Below are 25,726 nucleotides of genomic sequence, written 5' to 3' on the forward strand. Positions count from 1 at the left end.
TTAAAAGTAACCTTCTTTCTTTTTTTGCTCCATGGCAGATTCAGACCCATGATCAATCGCTCTGGTTTGACGTTCTGAGGCTTTGGCAGCTAACACTTCGGCAATGATTTCATCCAGCGTAGTGGCAGTAGACTCAACTGCCCCAGTTGATGGTGAACAGCCTAAGGTACGATACCGACACCAAATATCTTTAACTGCCTCCCCGGCTTTGGGTTGAACAAACTCATCTAAGCGTAACCAGACACCGTGTCGTTTAATCACTTTTCGTTTCTGGGCAAAATACAGCGGCACCACTTCAATTTTTTCTTGTTTGATGTAATACCAAATGTCTAATTCGGTCCAATTCGATAGTGGAAAAATACGCACCGTTTCACCTTCATTTAATCTGGTGTTGTAAGTATGCCACAATTCTGGCCGTTGATTTTTTGGATCCCAAACATTTTCTTTATTACGCAACGAAAAGATTCTTTCTTTGGCGCGGGCTTTTTCTTCTTCCCGGCGGGCTCCACCAAAGGCACCAGTGAAGGCATGCTGTTTAATTGCCTCCAACAACGGTTTGGTTTTTTTGTAGTAAATGTATTTATCTGTATGGGCGTCATCGGGAGACATGGCTAAAGCGGCTGGTTCGGTATTTTTATGCACAATTAGTTTGGCGCCAATCTTTTTTGTGTAGTAATCGCGAAACTCAATCATCTCATGAAACTTATACCCAGTGTTGATATGTAACAAGGGAAACGGTATCTTCGCCGGATAAAACGCCTTTTCCGCCAAGCGTAACAACACTGAGGAATCCTTCCCAATCGAATACAGCATTACTGGATTAGCCAGTTCGGCGGCTGCTTCCCGGAAAATATAGATACTTTCGGCTTCTAATTGCTTTAAATAGTCTAGATTATAATCCTGCATACCGACCCATGATAGAGGATTCTATCAATTACGGCAATCGGGTGAACTTCTTGTTGTTAGATAGCGTTCTAGCCGTGTAAACGTTTGCATCAGCCTTGGTGGCACGCCAGCGGGCTTGGAAAATACCACCCTTGGCATGAACAGAATATTGCGCTTTACCATTTTTGATTTTCATACTATCAATCAGTTTAAATGTACCGGCTGTCTTGGCTTTGCGATAGATTTTAACGGTGCGGTTATTTAACGACTGATTGGTCGATTTATCAGTTAAGCGTATCACTAGCTGACGCTGTTTGGTTCGTTTTGTCAGACGTAAATTAGCCTTACTTTGGTAGGAATAGATACCGGTATTAGACCCAGTAACTAAACCATCAAACAACATTGTGTTAAAGGTTTCATCTTTTAACCCTGTGTAATAAATCTCACACACATCTGTACTGATGGTACAGGAATAAATGTAACCGGTGCCGGATGGGCGTGCGGTACTAACAAAAATCTGATCAGAGTTATGAGCGTTGACAACAACATTTTGTCCCCAGAAATCACTTGGAATATCATTGGTTCCAACAATGTCCCATTGTCCCCAATTACCAGCATCAGTCGATTTATATACCTCCCCCTCGATATCGGCGCCGGATGACACAGCGAAAATTGTATTTGTATCGCTACTGTAAGCTAAGGCTGTTATTAAAGCACTCTGAGAATAAAGTTGTGACCAAGCTAGACCATTAAATAGATATAAGCCACGACTTGCTTCGGCACTGGTTTGCTCAACTCCAACACCAACTATTAATTGACCATCTGAATCAACCACCATCGGGCCAGCTGGAACATTCGGCATATCTAAATCTGTCCAGGTAATTCCCCCATCGGTGCTTTGAATAACACCACCACCAATTTCATCATTATTACTACCACCTTCGGTATACTGATAACTGGCATATAACACACTACTAGTGCCGTCATATTCAACAATATCAACAAAGATTGATCCGTTAGTGGTATCAATACCGGTATCACCTTCTGTCCAAGTAGTACCACCGTCAGCCGTGCGAAATATCACACCACTGGCTCCGGCTAACACGACGTCAGATTGGTTTGGGTCAACCCAAACGGCATCGCCTGTATTAACTGTCTCATTTTGATTGATTGGAAACTCCCAGGTTGGGTCAGAACCGGCGGCTAGACTAGAAGCAAAATTGGTCGATTTGGCAAAACCACCTTGAGCGGCCAACCAAACCACTTCTTTACTATCATCCTGGGCTAAATCGTTCACGGTCACACCGGTCATGCCGGTAATTTTGTCTGTATATGAAACACCCGCATCACTTGAACGCCCGACTCCACGATCAGATTGAGTATAAACATAACCATTGACATCATCAAAAGTCACCCAATTTCTAATACTGGCATTTGTCCATGTAGTGCCGTTATCATCACTGTAATCATTACCTAAATAAATTCTCCCTGATGCTCTAATCACCGCCTTTTGCGCATTACTAATACCCTCTGGGTTAGTCATAGCCGTAAACACTCCGGCGGCACCGGTGGAGCTATAACTAACTCCAGATGAACTGGATAGTACAATAAAGTTAGGATCTGTTGGGTGAGCAGCGACATAACGCCAAGTCCCACTCACACCAGTGTTTACCGCCCCAGATAAAGTAATGGTATAAAGTGCGGTAGTATCACCAGTCACAGTCACAAGTGCCAAAATAGTACCATCGGCACTGACAGTAACATCAGTGACAGATAAATCTAAGGCAGTAAAATTATCGCCATCGTCACTACTGATATATACTTGATTATCACGCGTTGGCACCACTAAAACTCCGCCAGTTCCAGTGGCGATAAACTGAGACACATTTTGAACAGCGGATAATTCTTGCCAAGTAGTACCATTATCTTGGGTACGATAAAGATTGATGCCTCCAACCATAAAAGCGGTACCGGGTGTGGTGGAAGTTTGTACATCACTAATGGTGCCAAAATCAGAGCCAGCACTGGGCGCATGCCAGGTGTCAGCAAAATCATCTGACCAAAAAATACCATTCGGTGAATTTAAACCGGCATACAACATATCATTCGTTCCGGCTGTCACACTTGAACCCACGACCACATTTTCCGGATAACCCCCTTCAAAGGCCAAACTTTGGCGTAATGAATTTTCTTGTGCCGAAACAAATGAGCCAGCTAGTAACATAACTGTTCCTAGCCCAAAACTCAATAACCATTTTTTCATAACTTTTTGTGTTTAATGCTAAACGAGCATATTTATGCCCTCCACTAGATAGGATACTACTTATAAATTGAGTAAGCAACTATTGCGGTACTCTCTTGCCAACAGGCTTAAGAAAAGTTATATTTAGCGGCGCTAGTGGGGCGTAGCCAAGTGGTAAGGCAATGGACTCTGAATCCATCATCGTAGGTTCGACCCCTACCGCCCCAGCCCCACCTGGAAAAATATTTTGATCTTCATAATGGATATGCAATTTTATTTTTCTTATGTCTGATTTATTGTTTACTTGATCGAGAGCCACTACTTTTATTGTCTTTGTCCGCTTAACGATAAATGAATGTACATATAGCCTTTTATGCCTAGTGGGCTTGGTATTATCTAGAGTATAATATAGTGTACAAGCTTCATTACAGGTCAAAACTAGTCTTTTTTGATGCCGATAATAACCACTTGTGACGCTAGTGTGAATGATTGGTTGTGTAGTATCTAAAGTTATTTTTGTCTCTACTGCAATACTTGTTAGCCCACTGGCAGTCTGCGCTTGAATAATTAAATTATTATCCCCTTCACTTAAGGTAACAACAAAATTCCACACAGTTTTATCATCCTGCGGAACTATTTCGACATCATTTAATGAAATGGCAGTGTTAGCTTCTTTGGTACCAGAGAGCGTTTGTGTACCTACTTTAGTTGGAGATAATACACTGTTAATCGTTGGAGATTCTGGTAAATTGGATTGCAACAGTGCATTGTAGGCATTAATTCTTTTTCCGCTAACTGTTTTGCCAACTAATGAATCTAATGTATCACCAGTGGCTAACAATACTGTTTTTACTTGGTTAGATGTTAACATCGGTCGATACCCCATCAATAAAGCCGCTAAGCCAGCGACCTGCGGTGCTGCCATGGAAGTACCACTGTAATAATCATAGCTGTTATTACTGCCATCCCCCATATAATTTACAGAAATGTTATCTACTATACAACCACGGTATGTGTTATCGTTACCATCTGTTACCCAATGAAAACGAAACTGAAAATTACTCGTCAAATAACCATCTAAGGAAATATCATCAAAATAATGGTATGTATCATTGGTAGCATCCGAATCCATTTCTATATTATCCAAAATATATTCATCAAATTTTTCTGCCCCATAGTAAGATACACTGACTGGTGTAAAAGTGACACCATCAGCACTAAATTCTAGTGTCATATAATCCACCGGGATATCAACATATTGTGTATCGCAGCGAGCCCGAAAATTAAAAGTTGCCTCAGTACTAGCACCGCTTAAATCATAGAGTGGCGACAAAATATAACTATCACTATTTGCTGCATAATAATATCCGGTTGTAGCCACACCTGTGAGATCTGGGTACAGCACCTGGCCCCAGGAAGATGCCGCATTAAATGTTGCCACCGATCCGGCAGCCCAATTACCATTAATTATGGTCCAATTACTGGGTAAATTACCAGTTGTAATAGTGTTGAAAGTTTCATAAAAAGAGTAGTTTTCAGCCACACTACTATACACATCAACTCCTGGTGCCGCTACATCGACAAAATTTTCTCCATAATCGGAAAATAAAGCTAACTCATCGTTCGAATCAGTTGCCGCCACACTAATTACATTGTCCAATCCTGCCCAGCAATCACTTGGATGTCCATAATCAGCTGGCACTACTACATAATTTGAGCCATCATGCTCAGCAGTATCATTGCCCGCTGCGGCAATAAACAATCCAGGGAAATTATCAATCGCTTCGTAAGTTAATTCATCGTAAACAAAAAAACAAGCGAAAGATCCACCGCCAAAACTGGCATTAATGACGCTGGCATTATTTTCTTTAGAAAAATTAATCGATTTCATAATTTCTGTATCGTAGAAATAACCATCCGGCTGTGTCGCCTGCAACGCCATTATTTGCGCATTCGGTGCAACACCCATAATTCCATAACCATTGTTTTTTAGTGCAGCAATTGTTCCGGCCACATGTGTTCCGTGTGAATCATCATTGGGTAACGGATATTTGTCATTGTTGCCATAATCATAACCATGTGCACAACCACCAAGATAGTTACCATTTTCATCTTTGCAAGATGTACCATCCCACATGTGATTAGCAAGATCTGGATGATTATACCCCACACCCATATCAATTACCGCCACAATTACATCTAGATTTGTACCTTCATTGATAGACCAGGCTTCCGGCGCATCAATATCAGCGTCTGGTAGACCAGACACAGTGTTTATAGTTTGGCCAGTATTATCTAAACCCCAGAGATAATCCTTGTAAGGATCGTTCGTCTCAATGGCCAAATTACGATAACGAAAATTAGGCTGTATAGACTCTATATTCGGATCATCTTTTAACCTGGTTATGGCTTCCAATACAGTTTCATTCTTAATCTTAAAAACTACAGCATTGGCAAATTTTAACGTTTCCTGACTAGTCAATTTATTTCCGTTACTAAAGCTACTCAGTTGATGACTGTTATTTAAGTCAATCTTACCAGATTTGAATTTGATAATTATTTCATCTGGTGCATAATCGCCAATTTTTATGGTGCTAGTTTCAGCAGTACAGATATTACCGGCCACAAAAAACATGCTAACACTAAAAAAAATATAAATTGTATTCTTTATTGACATTGTTATCACTTTCAATGATAACAAAAAAAATCTAAGCCTGCCAGCTTATTTACCGCTCTGACCACCCACCGATTGCAGGGCTAGATCCCACACATTATCCATTTCAACTGGATTAACCTGAGCAATATTATCTGATGGTAAAGTGTTTAGTACTGAGGCATCGATATCGTACTGCTCCCCCACTACACATTCTAGTTGCATGTCTTGATTTAATAATTGGGATAATATTTTTCTAATGGCGGTGATGTAATCTACTTTGCAGACTTGATCTTTATGAAAATCATAGCGAAAACCTAACTGCACGCGGTTTGGTGCATAGGCATTGGCGACATGAGCCATTGATAAAGCAATCGCCAGGGCATGATTGACTACTTTGGTTTTACTAATCACTTCGGCCCAGTGTTCTTTTACTTTATGTAATAAAACTGTATCAACGGTTGTCTCAACACTAGTTGAAATTACTGGTGTCTTGTTAACAACCGAATTAGTGATTGGAGCGATTTTCTTTTGTATAATTGTTTGTTTCGGTTGAGTTACAACCACACTACTGGTACACCAAGTTAAACCAGGTACTTCAATCATCAATTGTGTTATTGGGCTACTGCGATACAGATCACCGGCAGACATAAACAGATTTAATAAATGCACATAATCGGCCGTGGTGAGTAAAGACAGTGTGGCTAATAACTGTTCATGAGTGCCACTATGCACATCTAAATCTTCGAGGTGGGTTAATTGCTGATCCACACTAAATAACAAACCGCGCCGGAATAATTCTAGTAACAACTGCCATAATTCTTTCATTTGTGTACCGGCTTGCACGGCGGTTTGTACTGAATTAGTAAAAGCTTGAGCTTGGCGTTGAGTTAAATGGGTAAACAACTCAACCGCAATGGCCATATCCACACGGGGCAAGACAATATCCGCTTGCTCAACGGTGATTTTATCACCCCCAATCGCTAACACTTGGCCTAATAAACTTTCCGCATCGCGCACTGCTCCCTGACCTTTACGCGCAATGCGCTCCAACACCGCTTGGTCAACTTGCACGTGTTCTTGAGTACAAATCCACTCTAACCGTTTGATAATATCCAGCAACTTGATGGCATGAAAATCAAACCGTTGGCAGCGCGATACTACTGTGGCCGGTAATTTATGTACCTCGGTAGTGGCTAAAATAAACACCACATTAGCCGGTGGTTCTTCTAAGATTTTTAATAAGGCATTAAACGCTGAGCCGGATAACATGTGCACTTCATCGATGATGAAAACCTTATAGGGTAACTGGCTTGGTGCCACATAAGCATTTTGAATAATATTCTCGCGCACGTTATCTACCCCAGTATGGCTAGCCGCATCGATTTCGATAATATCAATATACGTGGCCGTATTATCTGTCACCTGGTTGATAGTTTTAGCAAAGATTCGAGCTAAGGTAGTTTTACCCACCCCCCGTGGCCCAGCAAACAAGTAAGCATGCGCAATTTGCTGGTGTTTAATTTGATTTTGCAAAGTAGTCTTAATATGATCTTGAGCGATCACAGCCGAGAAATCTTGCGGGCGGTATTTTCGATAGAGGGCGATGGACATAGGGGTGTTACTATAGGCAAAAAAAACTGGGGGGTCAAGTAGTTGTCTTAGACGATTTACCCCCCACTGGGCAATTCAGCGGCATCGCCTAGGGGTAAAAGTTCTTCGTCAGAATCACGATGAATGAGGTTTTCCACAGCGGCCCATTGGCTCTCACCATCTTCCGGGGTCAATATCACTACTTCATCACCGGGCTGACCTTTATAGTAAGTCACCGCGGCTAAAATCACTCGGTACGAACGCTTCCCGACTAAAACGCTGAGCTCGCCAGTACTATCATCCCGGACTAAAGCGCCCACCATGCGTTTTCGTTCGACTGGTCCAATTTGTTTATAGATAAAAGTACCATCCGATTTAATGGTTAATTTCAGGATATCGCCCTCAACCAGCTTGGATTTAGACGCATAATTAGATGGCACGGTATACACTTTACCATCGGCGCCAACCATATTTTGCCCATTAAACACACCTTCAATCACCTGATTATTACCAACAAAAGACGGCTCAGTGGTTACACCGGTCATACTCACACGATCTAACTCACTACTGTCGATATTATCTAATAATTGTTGGGCGTAGTGCAATTGAGAGGTAGCATTGGCTAGGGCTTGACGCACTTCATGTAGGCTGGGAGTATCCATAAATATTGGGTTTTTATTTTATTATTGTTTATTTTTTAAAAAAATGAATCGGGACTAGTTAAGTCTGAACCGCCGCCTAATTGATCTAATTTGCCGCGTTCAATAACTTCGGCCTCCACAATAGCGCGATCCCGGCCAAACTTCAAGCGGGATAACTGTTTTAACTGGTTAGCCAACTCAATATTGCCGGGTGGCGGCATGATGGTTTTCATGTTGAATGGCCGACAGACGGTGTTATCGATCAACAATTTAATATTAGCGGTATATTTTTCCACATTGATCACATCGTTTTCATCAAACACGGGAGCAAACTCTTTAGCGATCATTTCAGCATCTTCCACACCAATCCGGAAAGCGACTTTGGTACCAACGTTGCCAAACACCGCATCTCGAATTTGGGTGTCATTATCTTTCACCAACTGCGAAATATACTGGTGAGCCAGTATCATATCTAAGCGATATTTTCTAGCCTCAGATAAAATAATCGCAATTGAGTCGGTACAATAATTTTGAAACTCATCAATGTAGCAATAAAAATCTTTGCGCTGTTCTTTGGGCATGTTGGCGCGCCCCATGGCCGCCATTTGAATTTTGGACACCATAATCAAACCTAACAAACTGCTGTTCACTTCACCAATCGCACCCTTAGATAAATTCACCAATAATATTTTCTGATTATCCATGATATCACGCACATTAAAACCGGATTTGGTTTGACCGACAATATTACGCATCATGTCGTTGGTTAAGAACCGACCAATCTTGGAAATAACGTAAGACAACATATCGGCGGCTTGTTGTCCGGCTTGAGATTGTTCATACTCTTGTTCCCAGAAATTTTTTACAATCAAATTTTTGACATGCTTCAATTTTTCTTTGCGGAATTTAGCATCGGTAAACATGCGCGGAATTTCGATCAAACTCGACCCGGCCTCTTTATCATCCATCATCGCCAACATAGCATTACGCATGTAATGTTCAAACATCGGGCCAATCATTTCTTGGCCAAACAATTTATAAAAAATCGCCACCATTTCCTGTACAGCAAAATCTTTCTGTTCGTCAGTATCATATTCCAACATATTCAAACCAACTGGCCGCTCAATATCCCCGGGTGAAAAAATCACTACATCATCAGCCCGTTCTTTCGGAATGTGCTCGAGCACATCTTGGACTAAATCACCATGCGGATCAATAATACACACGCCTTCACCATTTTCTACATCCTGAATGGCTAATTGCGATAACATCACCGATTTACCAGAACCAGTTTGCCCAATCACATACATATGCCGTTGCCGATCCGGCCGCTTTATGCGCACATCAGTGGTGACACCACGATATTCCACAAAGCCTAACTTCACCCCTTCTTTGGGCATGTTAAATGGCGGCGCGGCTTTTTTGGATAACAGCCAGCGAATATTTGGCGTTTCAGTGGTGGGTAACGGCATGTGATACAGCGTGCAAATTTCCTTGGTGTTTAAAATAAACGATTTCTTTTGATCAAACGTGCGATAAATAAAATGCTCAAGCTCTTTTTTATTAACACTCGGTTTGGAATTTTTAAATTCGTTCGCATACAACGTGCCAGAGTATTGTGAAAAGGCACCTAAAATAGTGTGGGTTTTATATTCAGCAATCTCCTTGGTGGAAGCCGATACCACTACTCGAATATTAACATCAAAGCCAGGATTACCGGCTTTTTCCTCAAAGCCTTTCACCACTTCTTCTTCCATAGGTGATAAACGATATTCTCGCTCTGTTCTAATATCTATGCCCTGTTCACGTTTGGCTCGACTCTTAAAAAACATGTACTTTAAATCTATCCACAAACGATAAAAAATAAAACCGGCTACTTCGGCGCGGGCTTGCTCATATTTCTTACCCTGGTGCATCACAGCGGCAATGCGGGCTGGAATTCTGGCCCAACGCGAGTGGTTCGGCCGAATGATGAATTGAACGGCGGCGCCTTCATGCTTTTCAAATTTAGACATGACATTCGTTAAAGCATTCATCGGGTCAACTTCCAACTTGTTATAAATCAAAATCGGAAATTCCTGACTCTTCTTCAAGCTCAGCCGTGCTGCCACTACCACTCCATTGGGTTCAAACACATTATAATCTTCCACCTCATCAATCACGGCATCATCGTATTGCGCCTGAAACTGTTGTTCAAAATATGTTTTAAACCGGTGTGGTACAACCGCGTAATAAGTGATTAATTGATCCTTATCCGCCACAATCTCAAAACTAAAATGATCATCACCACCAAACCAAAATTCCGTCCACTTGGATTCATGCGGCACTTGGTGAATGGCACCATAAAACGCTTCGGCAATACTAATGCGGGCTTCTTCTGATTGTTTGCGATAAGACGGATTATCACCCGATTGTTTTTCTTTCAAATCTTCCTTCGGTACGCGCAACATTAAGATAGCGCGTTTCATACTATCAGCTCGATGCACAGAACGACGCGTAAAATTTCTGATTTGAAAAATTAGTACCACTATACTAACTCCAGTCAATCCGACATAGAGCATGAAGGCGATGGTTGGATACTGTTGTATATAATCCACCATAATTTATTGATGTTTGCGCCGCAACATTTCGGCTTGCCCTAGTTTCATAATCTCATCGGTTTTTAGTTTAGCCTCTTGCTCTAAAAAATAACGATTGATACCAGGAATCATTTTCAACCACGCCCGAATGAGTTCAATCACTTTGCGCGCGGTTAATTTCAAATGTACGGTTAATTCTTCAATGACTTTGGCGATCTCCTCGCCTCGTTTACGAAATTTCTCTTGTTGAGCCGGTGTCATCGTATGATAAACATCCCCTAACCCATCAGCCATTACTTCTTCATATTTATCTTGCAACTGACTTTTACCGGTATCGTCAGTCATTATTTCGTCTTTTTTTTGTCTGGCTTGCTTGATAACATATGGAGATTCATCTGGTTTCTCCTCATTCACTTGTTTATACTGCTCAAAGGCCTGCTCAGTAGTAGATTTTACTTCCGCTGGTTTTTGTACCTCAACCGGCTTAACTGTGGGAGCAAGATGATCGGGTAATTTTATTTCGGCTGGCTCGTGAGACATTCCATTACTATAACACAAATTCGACTTTACAGCAATAAAACCGTTTGCTAGAGTGCCCTCATGCTACATCCAGAAACGCTGACGCATAATGGGTTGCGCTGGATAGACTTAGAACAACCAACCAAGACGTCACTGCAATTCTTGAAAAACGAGTTTCCGTTTCATGTGTTGGATTACGAAGATATCCTAGCTATTACTCATCGCTCAAAAATAGATAAATACTCTGATTATATTTTTTTGGTATTGTTGTTTCCGTTACTTGATCGTAAAACCAATACGATTCGATCTGGTGAGATAGATTTTTTCTTAGGCAAAGATTATGTCGTCACGGTACACCGCGGTGACATTCCACCATTTGTTGATTTGTTTCAAGTCTGTACTGCTTCAGAAGAATCCCGCAATCAGTATATGGTGGCATCACCGCAGTTTTTATTGTACAAGATATTACAACGCTTGTTTCAATATTGTTATCCCCTATTAGATAATATCGATGCTGAAATTGATCAAATTGAACGCCGGATTTTTTCAACTGGCCAACAAAGTTTATTGCAAGAAATTTTAGTTACCCGGCAAAATATTATTGATATTAGACGCATTGTACAACCCCACCGGCAAATTCTAATGCACTTACGCAGCGTTGAATTAGATAAAAAATATATTGATTACTTCGATGACTTACTCGATTACACCCAAGAAATCTGGAACCAGTTAGAATCATATAAAGAATCGATTGAGGCACTACATGAAACCAACCAATCGTTGATTTCTTATCGCATTAATGAGGTGATTAAAACTCTCACAGTTTTTTCGGCACTCATGTTACCCGCCGGTGTGATCGCCGGATTATTTGGCATGAATGCTGTCGATATTCCCTTTGCCGGACAACCGGAAGATTTCTACATTTTTACTGCCCTCACCGGTTTAGGAATCGGCTTAACTTTACTCTATATTAAAAGAAAGAAATTACTGTAATCATGAAACTCTATAATACTCTTACTCACCAACTAGATACTTTCACTCCCCTAGATCATAACCGCGTGGGTTTATATACTTGTGGGCCAACCGTTTATAATTATGCCCATATTGGTAATTTACGCACTTATATATTTGAAGATATTTTAAGAAGAGTCTTGCAGTATAACGGTTATGAAGTGAATCATGTCATGAATATTACAGATGTTGGACATTTAACCGATGATGCTGATGCCGGTGAAGATAAACTGGAAGTGGGCGCTGCCCGGGAGAAAAAATCCGTCTGGGATATTGCCAAATTTTATACCGAAGCCTTTTTCCAAGATAGTAAAGATCTTAATTTGTTAGAACCCAAGATAATTTGTCGCGCCACTGACCATATTGAAGAACAAGTAAATTTAATAGTAGCCTTACAAGCTAAAGGTTTTACTTACCAAACCAAAGACGGTATTTATTTTGATACCAGTAAGTTATCTGATTACGGCAAGTTAGCCAGACTAGATATTAAAGGTTTAGCGGCTGGCAACCGAGTGACCATGGGTGAAAAGAAACACCCCACTGATTTTGCTTTATGGAAGCTCAGTCCAAAAAATAGTAAACGCCTGATGGAATGGAATTCTCCCTGGGGAGTAGGCTTTCCGGGGTGGCACATTGAGTGTTCAGCCATGAGTTTAAAATACTTAGGCGATCATTTTGATATTCACTGCGGTGGGATTGATCATATCCCTGTCCATCACACCAATGAGATCGCCCAAAACGAAGCCGCGGCTGGGCATCAAACTGTTAATTATTGGTTACACGGCGAATTTTTGCTCACTAATGATGAGCGCATGGGAAAATCCCAGGGGAATTTCTTAACTTTACAATTACTCAAAGATAAAGGTTTTGACCCACTCGCCTACCGCTATTTCTGTTTCACTGCCCATTATCGCCAGAAACTAAATTTTACTTTTGAGGCTTTAACCGGCGCGCAACAAGCGCTGGAAAAATTACGACACCAAATGTTAACTTGGCCGGAACCAACTGAAGTGGATACTGTCACCATTGAAAAATTCACCCAAGCCATCAATGATGATCTAAACATGCCACAAGTATTGGCTATAGTTTGGACTATGGTGCGATCAAATATGGATCCCAGTATCAAACATGCCACCATGTTAGAAATGGATATAGTTTTAGGCTTACATCTTAATCAATCACCGATCAGTATTCCGGCAGAAATTATGGAATTGGTTATGGCTCGAGAAACGGCTCGTGAAGCGAAAGAGTGGAAAGTATCCGATGAGTTACGTGATAAAATTGCTCAACATGGGTTTGTCGTTGAGGATACTAAAACTGGTGCACGGGTATTTCCCTTGATAAAAAAAACATGAAGAATCCGTGGTTGGATTTACCGAAACCAGTGGTGTGGTTAGCACCGATGAGTGGCATAACCAATTTAGCTTACCGGTTAATGGTTAAACAATTCGCCTCTGATATTCTTTTTCCTGAATTTGTGTCCATTGATGCCATGCATTATGGTGCAGAAAAGTCTGACCAACTATTGGTTTATCAGGATAATGAGAGACCGATTATAGCTCAGTTGTTTGGCGCTGACCCAGACTTATTTCATGAGGCAGCTATAAAAATAAAACAATTAGGTTTTGATGGTGTTGATATAAACTTTGGTTGCCCGGCGCCGAAAGTAGCCAAGAACGGAGGTGGTTGCACTCTACTAAGTGATTTGGATAAATGTCGCGCCATCATAGAGGCTGTAATAGACGCTGTGGGTCAAGACATGCCCGTATCTGTTAAAACTAGAGTCAGTTATAAATCAGTTCATGTACGCGATTTTTGCAAAAAGATTTCCGATTTACCATTGAGTAATATCACCATTCATGGTCGACCATTTGAAAAACCTTATGAAGGGGCCGCTGATTTAGATTGTATTAAAGAAGCTAAACAATTAGTACCATTTTTAGTGTGTGCCTCTGGTCATGGCCATACACCCGAAGCGGCTAAATACACTTTAGACTATACTGGCTGTGATGGCATCGCTGTAGCCCGAGGGACATTTGGCAAACCCTGGTTAATTAAACAAATCAAAGATTATTTAACTACTGGCCAATATTGGCAGCCCACCCAGAGTGAGATTTTAAATGTGATGTTGCAGCACGCTCGTTTGGCTGCTGAAAGTGAGGTTGATAAACCTTTTGTAGAAATAAGGAAAGTCTTAGGTTGGTACATTCGCGGTATCCCTAATGCGGCACAATATCGGGCTCAGTTAGTTAGGGTGAACTCACTCGAAGAAGTTGAAGTTATAGTGGGAGAGATACGGAATAATTTACTTAGCAACTAAAACACCTCCCCAACCCTCCTATCGTAGGAGGGGGTAAGAAAATAGACAGATTTTTTTTCAACCCCTTCCTACAATAGGAAGGGGTGGCCCGAGTCATCGAGGGACGGGGATGGTGTCCTAAGGTTCCTACTCTCTATTTCTTCCCACTACAATCATAGCCACGATCGGGGCGGCGATCCAGGCAAAATGAGTCCACTCGTTAGTGAAGATATATTGCGTTAAAGGCGAAAATTTATTCAGGATATTTACCGGCATAAAAGACAGTGTCACGGACACGAGTAAACCCACATGGAGTATGCTGAACACTAAAGTCTGCCACCACTTCCCTTCTCCATTTGGAGCCAGCGCATTCAACACCGCTTGGCGCGATAACAAAAAGAATAACACAATAAACACAGCAATAAACGCCGTAATCTGCACCGTGTAACTATCATTCACTTTAATATTCAAAACAAAATCCGGTAACGCCGCTACTACCGCTAGCGCCATGTAAATACTAACCATGATGGCAATAATACGATCTTTTCCCAGAGATAAACCATAAAGTAAAGCTCCCACAATAAAAAAACCAACTAGAAAAAGATCCCAAGTTGGATTATTCAAATCAATTTTCTTTAAGGCCGTATCAATATTAACCTGAGCGGAAGAAATCGTTTCACCCGAATTCGTTGCCGCATTGGTGTTTGTTACTGTGCCTGTGGCCGTGTTGGTATTAGTAACAACTGTAATATTTTTTTTAACTGTTTTGTCTTTCATTCACAGATCAGTATACCACAGCCGAACTATCTGAATCAACTAAAAACCAAACAAGCCACCGCCAGCATCAACGGATTCAGCATGCAGGGCGGCTAAATCTTGGAAAAGTTTCTTGTCTTTCTTGGATAATTTAGTTGGAGTTATTACTGTTACAGTAACTAACTGATCACCTCTGTCACTAGAACTACCTAAATGTGGCACACCTTTATCTCTTAATCTAAATATTTTACCCGATTGTGTGCCGGCTGGAATTTTTAACTCGATCTTACCATCGACGGTATCAACATCAACATGGGTGCCAAGCGCCGCTTGAGCAAAAGATACTTCCAACTCGGTGAGAATGTCATATTGTTTGCGGGTAAACTCTTTACTGGGTTTTACGCGCACCCGTACATACAAATCACCGGCTCTACCGCCATACGCTGGCATTTCCCCTTCTCCATCCAAACGAATCATTTGGTTATCATCAATGCCAGCGGGAATCTTCACAGAAAATTTAGCCGTTTTTTTCTTCACACCGGTACCGGTACACTCATTACATTTTTTCTCCGGCAATGAACCAGTGCCACGACACTCCGGGCAAGTGGCGCGCGACCGCATCGCACCAAGAATAGTGCGCTGAATTTGTTCAACTACACCATGGCCACCGCACGTTGCACATTGTTTGGTCTTACTACCTGGCTCTGCGCCATCACCATGGCAGTGTGCACAAGCGGCCGTTTTATAAACTTCAATCTCTTGCTCAGAACCAAACACAGCCTGTTTAAAATCCAAATCCACTTTGACTTCAATATCCGAACCGGTTGTCTGACGTCGACTGGAACCACCGCCACCGCCAAAAAAATCTGAAAAGATATCACCGATATCACCAAAATCAAAATTGGCTCCACTAAACCCACCGCCACCTTGCGATTGCTGCCTGGCCTGACGCATGTAATCATTCCAATTCATGCCACCACCAAAACCACCCTGTTGCTCAAAGTCTGCCCCGTATTGATCATATTGTTTGCGCTTCTCCGCATTGCCCACCACCTGATAAGCCTCGTTAATCTCTTTAAACTTAGCCTCATCACCCGACGCCTTGTCCGGGTGATACTGGTGCGCTAATTTTCGAAACGCCTTTTTGATCTCATCATGCGAGGCACCTTTTTCGATTCCGAGTGTTTTGTAATAATCTTTAGACATGAATCAATTTAATCCTTCTTCTCCTTAAACTCAGCATCCTCTACAACCTCTCCCTCTTTTGTCTTTCCTTCAGCGTCTTCAGGTTTTTGTTCAGCGCCTTTCTGCGATCCCTTGTCCGCCTCTTGCGCGGCTTTATAGGCTACCTCACCCATCTTCTGCGCGGCGGTGGCTAACTCATCAGAGGTTTTTTTGATCTTTTCAATGTCATCACCGGACAGAGCAGTTTTAACATCTTCCATTTTATCTTGAATGTTTTTTACTTCTTCCGGAGATAATTTAGCACCATGTTCTTTGACGGCTTTCTCGGTGGTATAAACCATCGTTTCCGCCAGATTCTTAGTTTCAGTCAACTCTTTTTTCTTGCGATCTTCATCGGCATGTAACTCGGCTTCTTTGGCCATCTTTTCCACTTCTTCTTTACTTAAACCAGTGGAAGCGGTAATACGAATACTTTGCTCTTTATTGGTGGCTTTATCTTTGGCTTTCACATTAAGAATACCATTAGCATCGATATCAAACGTCACTTCAACTTGTGGCAAACCACGGGGCGCTGGTGGTAAACCAGTTAAAACAAACTTACCGAGCGATTTATTATCCGCGGCCATTTCCCGTTCACCTTGCAACACATGAATCTCCACTGAGGTTTGATTATCAGCCGCGGTACTAAACACCTGGCTCTTGGAGGTTGGAATGGTGGTATTGCGTGGAATCAATGGTGTGCGCACACCGCCGAGGGTTTCTAAACCTAAGGTTAAAGGTGTGACATCAAGTAGCAATACATCTTTCACTTCGCCTTGTAACACACCGGCCTGAATGGCAGCACCAATGGCGACAACTTCATCCGGGTTTACGCCAGCGTGTGGTTCTTTTCCAAAAAATTCTTTCACTTTACGAATCACCATCGGCATACGCGTCATTCCACCCACTAACACCACTTCATGAATATCACCCACTGACAAACCGGCGTCTTTTAAAGCGGCTTTGACTGGCTCCATGGATTTATCCACCAAGCCACCCACTAACTCTTCCAATTTAGAGCGCGTTAAACGAATGACTAAATGTTTTGGACCAGTTGACGGATCGTTCGCGATAAATGGCTGATTAATTTCCGTTTCTTGCGCAGACGACAATTCAATCTTGGCTTTCTCAGCCGCTTCTTTTAAACGTTGTAAAGCTAATTTATCTTTGGAAAGATCAATCCCTTCTTGTTTCTTAAATTCATCAATTAACCATTTAATTAAATACTGATCAAAGTCATCACCGCCTAAGTGCGTATCACCATTAGTGGCTTTTACTTCAACGGTATCGTTACCGACTTCCAGAATGGAAATATCAAACGTACCACCGCCTAAATCATAGACGGCAATTTTCTCATCGGCTTTTTTATCAAAGCCATAAGCTAAGGCCGCCGCGGTTGGTTCATTGATAATCCGTTTGACATCCAAGCCAGCGATTTTACCGGCGTCTTTAGTGGCCTGACGTTGGGCATCATCAAAATACGCTGGCACAGTAATGACAGCTTCTGTCACTGGTGCACCTAATCTGGCTTCAGCATCGGCTTTTAATTTCGCTAACACCATGGCCGAAATTTCCTGAGGGGCATAATTTTTATCACCCATCTTCACACTAACACCTTCACCATCTTGTTTCACAGCATAAGGTAACATCTTAATATCACTCTGCACGGTGGCTTCACCAAACCGGCGGCCAATTAAACGCTTCACCGAAAAGATAGTATTATCGGCATTGGTCACGGCCTGACGTTTGGCCACTTGCCCCACCAGACGATCTCCATTTTTCGATAAGGCTACCACTGACGGAGTCGTGCGCAGTCCTTCTGAATTTTCTAATACTTTTGGTTGTCCACCTTCAATCACTGCCACGCAGGAGTTGGTAGTACCAAGATCAATTCCGATAATTTTTCCCATAAATTTTTTATTGAGACATGCCATGGCATGTCTTTACTAATTAAGTTACTTAGTTGAAACTTTAATCGTCTTTTTCTGTGCCACAGTCGCTTTGGGGATACTAACTTTTAGCATACCACTGACATAATCGGCTTTGGCTTGATCGCCATCCACGCTGCAAGGTAAAGCCACCGCGCGATGGAAAGATCCATAACGCACTTCTTTGCGATAATAATCTTTTTCATCGACTTCGGATTGTTTTTCACTACTCCCTTCAATCGATAACACATCGTTTTCAATTGAAATTTTTAACTTGTCGGCATCCACTCCGGGTAATGGAGTTTCTACCACCACTTGATTATCTTTTTCATAGACATCAACCGCTGGAGAGAAATTACCAGCCGTTAAATTGCCAGAAAAATCTTCGAACATATTGTTGAAATCCTGAAACATGGGCGGGTTAACGGGTGACCATTTTACTAATCTCATAGGTATGTTTATTAATGTTATTAATTGATTTATTTTTTCGCCACAATGACTTTGGCGTGACGAATCACTTTATCGTGCATCATGAAACCAGCTTGGGCTTCACGCACGATGGTTTGATCGGGTTGCTCGGAGGCTTCTTCACCCACCGCCTCATGGAGGTGTGGATCAAACGGTTTACCAACCGTCTCCATTCGTTCAACCGAATGGTTTTTTAAAACTTGGAGTAAATAAGTTTGAATGTGCTTAACACCTTGCAGCCAAGGTTGCGTCAGTTGTTCCGGTGGAATAGCTTGGAAAGCGCTATCGAAATAATCTACCAGTGGGCAAAGTTCCTGCAGTAAATCTTCATTGGCAAATTGTCTAATATGTTTTAAACGTTCGTCTGTTTCCCGTTGTAAGTTTCTGTAATCGGCCGTGGCTCGTTGCGCCACTTCTTTATAATCAATTTCAGTTGGTTCTTCCGGCGTTTCTTCCGCCTGTTCTTCGACGGCCGGTTCAATTGGTTCTGTTTCAGTCATATTTTATGGTTGATAAGTGTTTAATAGTGCTTTGGTATATTTCATTAGCCCGTAATTATACTGATACTGCATGCGCATCGGGCCAAGCAACGCCATGGTGCCGGCCACATTGGCAGCACGATAGGGTGTCACCAACACGCTACAATACCGGCTAATAGGATTATCACTCCCGACATAAAACGTAATATCATCATCTGGCTCGGTGCTGTGCAATTTCATCATGACATCATCTAAGTGATCAATTAATTGAGTAAAGCGTAACATCTCATTAACGCTCTTAAATTCTGGCTTACTAAATAAGTTTGAAATACCAGTATAAAAGAAACTACTCCGGTTTAAACTAATCAGTATCGCCTCTTGTGATTTCGCCGCCACGCCTTTCATGACAGTTTTAATCATCCCCTCTGTGCCTTGATCGGACACCACTTTGGTTAATTGTCTTAACTCTTCTTGGCTAGCTGTATCCAATTCGTTTTTGCTATCCAAGAATTCTTCCAAAAAATAGCGATACCCTTGTTCGGTTGGTATCCGCCCGGCGGATGTATGCGGCTGAATAATCAGGCCAGCGTCTTCTAATTCCTTCATTTCATTGCGAATTGTCGCTGAAGATAGATCTAAACCCAACTTATCCACAAGCAATTGTGAAGGAACCGGTTTGGCCTCAACGCCGTATTCTTCAATAATCCCCAATAAAAGCGCTTGTTTTCTATCAGATAAGGCAGCCATAACTGTATGATAAATAATTAGCACTCCCCTGTCAAGAGTGCTAATTATATGTTTGATCAAGTATTTCTTTTGTAACTCAGCGATAATGACGTAAATTGTCCAAGGGTACAACACCCATCATTCTTTTACACCTCGTAGCAATTTCAGTAGGCATCACCTTAGTTTTCTCCCAAAATGCCAAAGCACCTAAATTTTTGGTTTGTTCCATAATCTCCCGACCGGCCAGGTTTGATAGCATAATAACAGGAATATTATTGGTAGTAGTATCTGACTTCAGTTTCTTTAAAACCTCAATACCACTCATATCCTCCATAATAATATCAAGCAAGATTAGGTTAGGGTGAAGAGCGCGAGCTTGGGCTAGGCCGTAATTACCACCATCCGCCGTTTCTAGTTTCATCCCGACATGCTGAAATGCAATGAAGTAAAGCATTGCTTGATCAAGGTCATCTTCAATTAGCAGCACTTGCTTAGTCATATCATTACGATTTGGTCAGTTCAACGTAAAATGTCGTTCCTTTGCCTTCACCTGGGCTAATGAAGTAAATCTTACCACCCGGATGAGCTTCAATGATTTTCTTTACAATAAATAATCCTAAGCCAGACCCATCAGCATAAGAGTTAACAGCATTTCTCGCACGTGTAAATTTCTCAAATATCTTGGGTTGATCATCTACGGGTACACCAATACCTGAATCACTAATTTTTACAATGACTTTGTTAGTCCCTATTTCAGGTAATAGTAGTTCCATCTTTACAAAGCCTTTGGGTGTATATTTGATGGCATTATCAACGATATTAAACAAAGCATTTTCAAGATAATGCTCATTGCCGGAAACCATGACAGCCTTGTCACTCGCTACCTGCTCATAGGTAAGGGTAATTTTGCTTGCGTCGGCCTTTTCTTGAAGATCAGTATAAACTTTTTTTAATAGCTTCTGCACATCTAACGGTTTAATAGCTTCCTTGGACAGGTGAAAATTCATAATATCCATTTCTGATGCCTGCAAAATATCGTTAATGATACAAGTGAGTTTCCTGGATTTTACAAAAATACCTTCAAGTAACTTGGCCTTCTGGTCTGGCGGTAGTTGGTCTATTGTTCCGTCCTGCATCAACGATAGTGTACCGGTGATTAGGGATACAGGCGTACGGAGTTGATGGGATGCCACTGTCAAAAAATCAGATCGCGCTTTAATGAGTTGCTCGATGGCTTGGTTTTGTTTGATTTCTAGAAGAATATTTTTGATCAATGCAATACCAAATATTATAGTCAGTAAAAATGTAACTGTCGTCACAATACGTAGTGTTTCAACTTGACTAATAAAAATCATGGAAAAATTCAGCGTGGCTAAAGAAAATACCAATGCGAAAGAACCTACAAGTTTGATGTTAAACGTTTTATATTTTACTATGCCGTACATAAGGAAACCGATAAATATAGGCATGCCTATCAAACCAACTTGTGCTAACGTCCAGTTCTCTGTAAAACTTCCTATTAGGTTACCCGAAGAAAATGCTATTAAAAATAGTACGATTCCAATACCAAAGATCATTACCTCTTTCTTTCTCGTAGGGGTAGAAATTTTTCTGTATTCAAAAATAGTCAGAAATGTAATTGACAATATAAATACTGATTCAATAATATAAGTAAAATATTGAGCCATAAAACCTTCTATGGCATTACATGTACTTACATTTACACCAATCAGACTATAGTTGGTCGGTAAAAGTAAAACTACAGGCAAATATAAAAGTATAGCTAACAGTTTCCATTTTAATAACAAGTCTTTGTTTTTAATAAATATATACGCTAAATAGAAACATATTAGATAGACGAACGGTTCAACTAAGATTTGTAACGACCAGAAGAACAAAACAACATCTGGTCTATTTGTCGCCCATACTATCAAATCAAATAAACACCATAAAGAAAACAAAATACTAACTGTCAGTAAAGATATTCCTACTTTAGATTTACCACTTCTATAAAAAACAAGAAATCCTACAAGTAATGCTACAATTATAGCTGGAATATGTGAGTAGAAAAAAAGAGTAGGTATGTTACTTGAATAAATAAAGTATTGAGCTGTTTCCCAGGGACATAATTGTTCCATAACTGTATTCTACATGTAAATGTTGTTAATGGGAAGTTGAATATAAGAAGTAACTACCTATTAAGATAGTTCCGATAGAAATAATCTTATGGAATAAATGTTTTTTGGAGATTTTCTCAGATATAAACTTTGGAAAAAATATTGTTAATAGTACGGCGCTAAGAAAAACAAAAAGGGATTGATAACTATTTACAACAAACACCAGGGCTACAGGGGCGATCAATATAGCAAAATTGTTTGCAAGGCCACCAACTATATATAAAAGCTCGCTTACTACATTGAGAGACAAGACATTTAGTTTCGGCGCAGTAATCATAGCGATAAAATTTTGTCTAAATTTTTTATAAAAAATTAGAACTACTATTCCAAAAATTGTCAGCCCAACATATTGCCAAAAAATCGATACCCAATAACCATTCTCAAGAGCTAATTTTTTAAATAAAACTCCACTGACAGCAAATAAAAAGGAAGCAGAAATTATTAACGATAGGACTTTCTTTTTTAAAGTAAATTTGTTATTTATATCAATCTCCACGGAAAGCATTAAAATACCTAATAAAATTAATAAGGAAGAAAAGATCTGAGGTACGTTAAGTGACTCTCCAAGAAGAAAATAACCTAAAATATAACCAAAAATAGGGTCAAGCTGAAACAATGGGATTACTGTTGAGGCTTCTTCTATGTCCATTGCTTTCAAGTAAAAATAAAAAGCCATAGCACCCAAGAAACCAATAAATGACAATACAAAAAAATTGTTTAGAGATATATTGAAAATTGCAGAAAAATGAAAGTAGACAATAAATGGTAAAATAATAAATGAAGAAAGGGAAGAAAAAATAAGAATAGCACCAACACCCCTGCCCTCTTGATATCTAGAAAGAATATGTTTATCAATATGATTAACAACACCCCAGAGAGTCGGAGCTACTAGTGACAATATAAACCAGTTCGGCATAAATTATTGATTTTCCCCCGATATTTCTCCTTCAACAATTGCAAAACTTCGATCCACAAAAGATCTCTTATAGGTAAAAAAAATTGAAATTGAAACGAGCACGCTAACTATCAAAATCACCATTAAAATTGTTGACTTTGCATTCATCTGTTGAATAAACTTTTTATATCTTACTATATTGTAGACAAGGAAACCTATAAAAAACGGCATACCAAACAAACCATATTGGCCGTAGGACCAGTTGCCGGTGTAGCTGCCGACAACATTTCCCAGTGCGAACGAGATCAGGAAGAAGATTAGCCCACATAATACAGTTAAAGCTTCCGATTTTTGAGCCTGTTCTTTAGAGTTAAAATATTTTTTAAGCACCAAGACTAGTGCCCACCCCATGAAGATGGTTTCAATATAATAATTGGCGAAGACCAATGCTCCTTCCACTGCATTACGATCACAATTTGTGAGATCAAAGCTCTCCAAGTTAAAATGCGTGGGCAACAAGATAAAAGTCGGTAAAAGAAGAACCCCTGCAATCATAGCGGATTGAAATGACAAAGGCTTTTTATTGAGGAAAAGGTAGGTGAAATAAAGACAGACAAAATAAATCAGCGGATCGATAAGATTAGTTATTGCCCAAAAAAACATGACATACTGAGGTTGATCTGTCGCCCAGACAATCATATCCGCCATAGACCAAATAAAGAACAAGGATACAATGATCAGTAATGCGCGGGTCAGAGGATTATTTCTGCTTTTGCGAAAAACATATAATCCAAAAATGAGCGACAATAGTGCTGGTATGAAATGGGAGTAGTAGACGACTTGATCAAACACATTTTCTGAAAAAAAGAAAAAGTACACAGGTGACCATTCACAGGCCTGTATTTCAGCGCTGACAGTTGCAATAGGTACAGGTGTGGCTCCCTTAACCAATAAAACCGAAATATCTTCCACGACAATATTCCTATAAAAAGAAGCACTAATTGCTATGGCCCCAGCGAGTAGAAAAAAGTATAAAATTATTTTAGTGCGCTTTTCCATTTTTTTCTTAGTACACTTTCAAAATTTATGGTATCCAGGCTTGTTCACATGAATGAATTGTACGATCTAGTTTACTCTTTAAGTTAAATTGTAGCATACAAAACTGTTTTATCAAACTTATTTCTTATACTGCACACTCGCCACAGCCATGGCTTGATGCAAAAAACCGGCAAAGCGACGCATGGCGTCAGTTACACCCTGATCAACCTTATGATTAGGGGTTATTTTTGGCAAGATAACCCCAACGAAACCCACGGAAACGTCATTATTGAGTAATGGAAGGATGTATTGAGTATTAGAATTAAGTTGTTTCATAAATTTGTGTGAAACAGCGTCGATCGATAGCATGGTGTTATTTTTTAGAAGATTCGTCATATGATCATCAGGTTGCACTTGAACCAGTTCGTCCCCCACCTTAAAAAAGGTATTGTTTTGGGAATCGAATAGAAAAATATCAGTGGTAACAATGTCAAATTCATCAACTAAGTATAGTTTTATTCTTTGTATCAACCATTCCACGGACATATCCATCGGCCGATGTTCCGGTAAAGCAAAGCACAGCGATGATTGTTTACTGAGATAATGACTAAAATGTAACAATATAACCATATCAATTACACCAATTACAAATAACACAACCGCCTGTACAACAAATAAATTTGTAAACTGCTGTATTAGATATGATACTGCAATCAATACAATAACCAACATGCTAATAATAAATCCAAGAATTATTTGCCCACGTAAACGAATAGTGATATCAAACAAACGATACCGAGTTATGGCATAAGCTGTAGTGGTTGTCCAAACACTGGTTATGGTGGCACTTAAAATCAGCACACTAACAAATTGATCTGAACCCAATAAGTAAAGTTTATCAGGCCAGATGATACCAAATATTAACGGGATAATAATCGTACAAAGAGTAGCTAATAATGAAAATAATAAACTATTACGGACTAATGATTGTCTGGCATTTTCTAACTTAGATGTTCCAGATTTAACTACGCGAAAAAATAATAAATAGAGTGCCAATGTTATCATGACAGCAAATGCCCCATAATAAAACATCATCCCCCAAGAATTTGATTCTATTATATAGTTATGATATTTAGAACCAACATAAAGACGTGAACCGACACCAATTATTGGTATCATCATACACACAAGAACTAACACAATAAAACCAATCATTTTAATCCATGGCAACACTTTTGTTTCTGAATAGTTTACTAAAAAACCTAAAGTACTAAACATAATTAAATACCCAAATAAAAATTCTACTCTATCAATAAAATTATTACCATATATGCCATGATCGGTATATTGAGAAAACCAAAAAAATATTTCCCAGATAACCATGGAACTCAACGCGATGCTAAACCACAAGATAGTTTTGTTCCAGCGACCTTTAGCAATTAGTATAATTGATACAATCGCATCAAAGGCGATGGTGATTGGTAGAACATATTTTAGAATGGTGATGAGAAGCATATTTGATTATTTTAAATTTGAATGCCCACACACTACACCATTCACAAAATTACACAATACCTTTTAGCGCCGTCGCTGAAATTTTTGTTGAAAAAACT

General features: G+C 40.2%; 21 protein-coding genes and 1 tRNA gene. 5 read left to right on the forward strand and 17 right to left on the reverse strand.

Translation table 11 applies throughout. From position 1 onward, the window contains the following. Positions 1-906 (reverse strand): sulfate adenylyltransferase subunit CysD, encoded by a 906-nt coding sequence (gene cysD / locus WCV88_01310; GenBank protein ID MFA6474822.1) that lies wholly within the window; start codon positions 904-906, stop codon positions 1-3. A 28-nt stretch (positions 907-934) separates the two neighbouring features. Beyond that, positions 935-3,148, reverse strand: coding sequence for a hypothetical protein (locus WCV88_01315; protein ID MFA6474823.1), 2,214 nt, complete (start codon positions 3,146-3,148; stop codon positions 935-937). Between the two features lie 136 nt (positions 3,149-3,284). Here WCV88_01315 and WCV88_01320 point away from each other — a divergent pair. Beyond that, positions 3,285-3,355: transfer RNA gene (locus tag WCV88_01320), tRNA-Gln, on the forward strand. 572 nt (positions 3,356-3,927) lie between these two features. Then, on the forward strand, positions 3,928-4,068 hold the full coding sequence (locus WCV88_01325) for a hypothetical protein (GenBank protein MFA6474824.1): 141 nt from the start codon (positions 3,928-3,930) through the stop codon (positions 4,066-4,068). Positions 4,069-5,849: 1,781 nt separating this feature from the next. On the opposite strand, the gene dnaX is transcribed toward WCV88_01325, so the two are convergent. Genes dnaX through WCV88_01345 form a run of 4 tightly spaced genes read right to left on the reverse strand, consistent with a single transcriptional unit; the run spans position 5,850 to position 11,133 of the window. Continuing rightward, entirely contained in the window at positions 5,850-7,394 is a 1,545-nt protein-coding gene (gene dnaX, locus WCV88_01330) for a DNA polymerase III subunit gamma/tau (GenBank protein MFA6474825.1), read from the reverse strand. Positions 7,395-7,450: 56 nt separating this feature from the next. Further along, a complete protein-coding gene (locus tag WCV88_01335; protein ID MFA6474826.1) occupies positions 7,451-8,035 on the reverse strand; it encodes a hypothetical protein in 585 nt (194 codons plus the stop codon). Between the two features lie 35 nt (positions 8,036-8,070). Beyond that, on the reverse strand, positions 8,071-10,614 hold the full coding sequence (locus WCV88_01340) for a type IV secretion system DNA-binding domain-containing protein (protein MFA6474827.1): 2,544 nt from the start codon (positions 10,612-10,614) through the stop codon (positions 8,071-8,073). A 3-nt stretch (positions 10,615-10,617) separates the two neighbouring features. Further along, entirely contained in the window at positions 10,618-11,133 is a 516-nt protein-coding gene (locus WCV88_01345) for a hypothetical protein (GenBank protein ID MFA6474828.1), read from the reverse strand. A 60-nt stretch (positions 11,134-11,193) separates the two neighbouring features. Between WCV88_01345 and WCV88_01350 the strand changes: the two genes are divergently transcribed. The 3 genes from WCV88_01350 to WCV88_01360 are packed head-to-tail and all read left to right on the forward strand — an operon-like array spanning position 11,194 to position 14,443. Next, positions 11,194-12,105, forward strand: coding sequence for a magnesium transporter CorA family protein (locus tag WCV88_01350; GenBank protein ID MFA6474829.1), 912 nt, complete (start codon positions 11,194-11,196; stop codon positions 12,103-12,105). A gap of 2 nt (positions 12,106-12,107) precedes the next feature. After that, the gene (gene cysS / locus WCV88_01355; GenBank protein ID MFA6474830.1) at positions 12,108-13,478 is read left to right on the forward strand and encodes a cysteine--tRNA ligase; all 1,371 of its coding nucleotides are present in this window, start codon (positions 12,108-12,110) and stop codon (positions 13,476-13,478) included. Then, a complete protein-coding gene (locus WCV88_01360; GenBank protein MFA6474831.1) occupies positions 13,475-14,443 on the forward strand; it encodes a tRNA-dihydrouridine synthase in 969 nt (322 codons plus the stop codon). Before cysS ends, WCV88_01360 begins: the two co-directional genes overlap by 4 nt. 126 nt (positions 14,444-14,569) lie before the next feature. On the opposite strand, the gene WCV88_01365 is transcribed toward WCV88_01360, so the two are convergent. The 11 genes from WCV88_01365 to WCV88_01415 all read right to left on the reverse strand — a co-directional run bounded on the left by WCV88_01365 (position 14,570) and on the right by WCV88_01415 (position 25,628). After that, positions 14,570-15,199, reverse strand: a complete 630-nt coding sequence (locus WCV88_01365) for a hypothetical protein (GenBank protein ID MFA6474832.1) — start codon at positions 15,197-15,199, stop codon at positions 14,570-14,572. Positions 15,200-15,238: 39 nt separating this feature from the next. Further along, positions 15,239-16,384: a molecular chaperone DnaJ gene (gene dnaJ / locus WCV88_01370; protein ID MFA6474833.1), complete on the reverse strand. Its 1,146-nt coding sequence runs from the start codon at positions 16,382-16,384 to the stop codon at positions 15,239-15,241. Positions 16,385-16,392: 8 nt separating this feature from the next. Further along, on the reverse strand, positions 16,393-18,312 hold the full coding sequence (gene dnaK / locus WCV88_01375) for a molecular chaperone DnaK (protein MFA6474834.1): 1,920 nt from the start codon (positions 18,310-18,312) through the stop codon (positions 16,393-16,395). Between the two features lie 45 nt (positions 18,313-18,357). Continuing rightward, positions 18,358-18,723, reverse strand: coding sequence for an Hsp20/alpha crystallin family protein (locus tag WCV88_01380; GenBank protein MFA6474835.1), 366 nt, complete (start codon positions 18,721-18,723; stop codon positions 18,358-18,360). Positions 18,724-18,809: 86 nt separating this feature from the next. Then, the gene (locus WCV88_01385; protein ID MFA6474836.1) at positions 18,810-19,298 is read right to left on the reverse strand and encodes a nucleotide exchange factor GrpE; all 489 of its coding nucleotides are present in this window, start codon (positions 19,296-19,298) and stop codon (positions 18,810-18,812) included. Between the two features lie 3 nt (positions 19,299-19,301). Further along, complete coding sequence (locus tag WCV88_01390; GenBank protein ID MFA6474837.1) at positions 19,302-20,024, reverse strand: hypothetical protein; 723 nt, start codon at positions 20,022-20,024, stop codon at positions 19,302-19,304. A 76-nt stretch (positions 20,025-20,100) separates the two neighbouring features. Next, positions 20,101-20,502: a response regulator gene (locus WCV88_01395; protein ID MFA6474838.1), complete on the reverse strand. Its 402-nt coding sequence runs from the start codon at positions 20,500-20,502 to the stop codon at positions 20,101-20,103. Positions 20,503-20,506: 4 nt separating this feature from the next. Further along, positions 20,507-22,141 carry a HAMP domain-containing sensor histidine kinase gene (locus WCV88_01400; protein ID MFA6474839.1) on the reverse strand — a complete coding sequence of 545 codons (1,635 nt, stop codon included), beginning with the start codon at positions 22,139-22,141 and terminating at the stop codon, positions 20,507-20,509. A gap of 25 nt (positions 22,142-22,166) precedes the next feature. Further along, entirely contained in the window at positions 22,167-23,096 is a 930-nt protein-coding gene (locus WCV88_01405; protein ID MFA6474840.1) for an EamA family transporter, read from the reverse strand. Between the two features lie 3 nt (positions 23,097-23,099). Next, complete coding sequence (locus tag WCV88_01410) at positions 23,100-24,134, reverse strand: histidine kinase N-terminal 7TM domain-containing protein (GenBank protein MFA6474841.1); 1,035 nt, start codon at positions 24,132-24,134, stop codon at positions 23,100-23,102. 117 nt (positions 24,135-24,251) lie between these two features. Further along, positions 24,252-25,628, reverse strand: a complete 1,377-nt coding sequence (locus WCV88_01415) for a hypothetical protein (protein ID MFA6474842.1) — start codon at positions 25,626-25,628, stop codon at positions 24,252-24,254. Between the last annotated feature and the right edge of the window lie 98 nt (positions 25,629-25,726).

Source organism: Patescibacteria group bacterium, assembly GCA_041665365.1.
In the GTDB taxonomy this organism is placed as follows: Bacteria; Patescibacteriota; Patescibacteriia; order UBA9570; family UBA9570; genus UBA9570.

Bases quoted from the DNA above. Each gene is read 5' to 3' on its own strand.
- WCV88_01345 (MFA6474828.1), bottom strand. From the start codon at position 11,133: ATGTCTCACGAGCCAGCCGAAATAAAATTACCCGATCATCTTGCTCCC.
- WCV88_01350 (MFA6474829.1), top strand. From the start codon at position 11,194: ATGCTACATCCAGAAACGCTGACGCATAATGGGTTGCGCTGGATAGAC.
- WCV88_01340 (MFA6474827.1), bottom strand. From the start codon at position 10,614: ATGGTGGATTATATACAACAGTATCCAACCATCGCCTTCATGCTCTAT.
- WCV88_01395 (MFA6474838.1), bottom strand. From the start codon at position 20,502: ATGACTAAGCAAGTGCTGCTAATTGAAGATGACCTTGATCAAGCAATG.
- dnaX (MFA6474825.1), bottom strand. From the start codon at position 7,394: ATGTCCATCGCCCTCTATCGAAAATACCGCCCGCAAGATTTCTCGGCT.
- WCV88_01415 (MFA6474842.1), bottom strand. From the start codon at position 25,628: ATGCTTCTCATCACCATTCTAAAATATGTTCTACCAATCACCATCGCC.
- dnaK (MFA6474834.1), bottom strand. From the start codon at position 18,312: ATGGGAAAAATTATCGGAATTGATCTTGGTACTACCAACTCCTGCGTG.
- dnaJ (MFA6474833.1), bottom strand. From the start codon at position 16,384: ATGTCTAAAGATTATTACAAAACACTCGGAATCGAAAAAGGTGCCTCG.
- WCV88_01385 (MFA6474836.1), bottom strand. From the start codon at position 19,298: ATGACTGAAACAGAACCAATTGAACCGGCCGTCGAAGAACAGGCGGAA.
- WCV88_01390 (MFA6474837.1), bottom strand. From the start codon at position 20,024: ATGGCTGCCTTATCTGATAGAAAACAAGCGCTTTTATTGGGGATTATT.
- cysS (MFA6474830.1), top strand. From the start codon at position 12,108: ATGAAACTCTATAATACTCTTACTCACCAACTAGATACTTTCACTCCC.
- WCV88_01400 (MFA6474839.1), bottom strand. From the start codon at position 22,141: ATGGAACAATTATGTCCCTGGGAAACAGCTCAATACTTTATTTATTCA.
- cysD (MFA6474822.1), bottom strand. From the start codon at position 906: ATGCAGGATTATAATCTAGACTATTTAAAGCAATTAGAAGCCGAAAGT.
- WCV88_01380 (MFA6474835.1), bottom strand. From the start codon at position 18,723: ATGTTCGAAGATTTTTCTGGCAATTTAACGGCTGGTAATTTCTCTCCA.
- WCV88_01365 (MFA6474832.1), bottom strand. From the start codon at position 15,199: ATGAAAGACAAAACAGTTAAAAAAAATATTACAGTTGTTACTAATACC.
- WCV88_01315 (MFA6474823.1), bottom strand. From the start codon at position 3,148: ATGAAAAAATGGTTATTGAGTTTTGGGCTAGGAACAGTTATGTTACTA.
- WCV88_01360 (MFA6474831.1), top strand. From the start codon at position 13,475: ATGAAGAATCCGTGGTTGGATTTACCGAAACCAGTGGTGTGGTTAGCA.
- WCV88_01405 (MFA6474840.1), bottom strand. From the start codon at position 23,096: ATGCCGAACTGGTTTATATTGTCACTAGTAGCTCCGACTCTCTGGGGT.
- WCV88_01335 (MFA6474826.1), bottom strand. From the start codon at position 8,035: ATGGATACTCCCAGCCTACATGAAGTGCGTCAAGCCCTAGCCAATGCT.
- WCV88_01410 (MFA6474841.1), bottom strand. From the start codon at position 24,134: ATGGAAAAGCGCACTAAAATAATTTTATACTTTTTTCTACTCGCTGGG.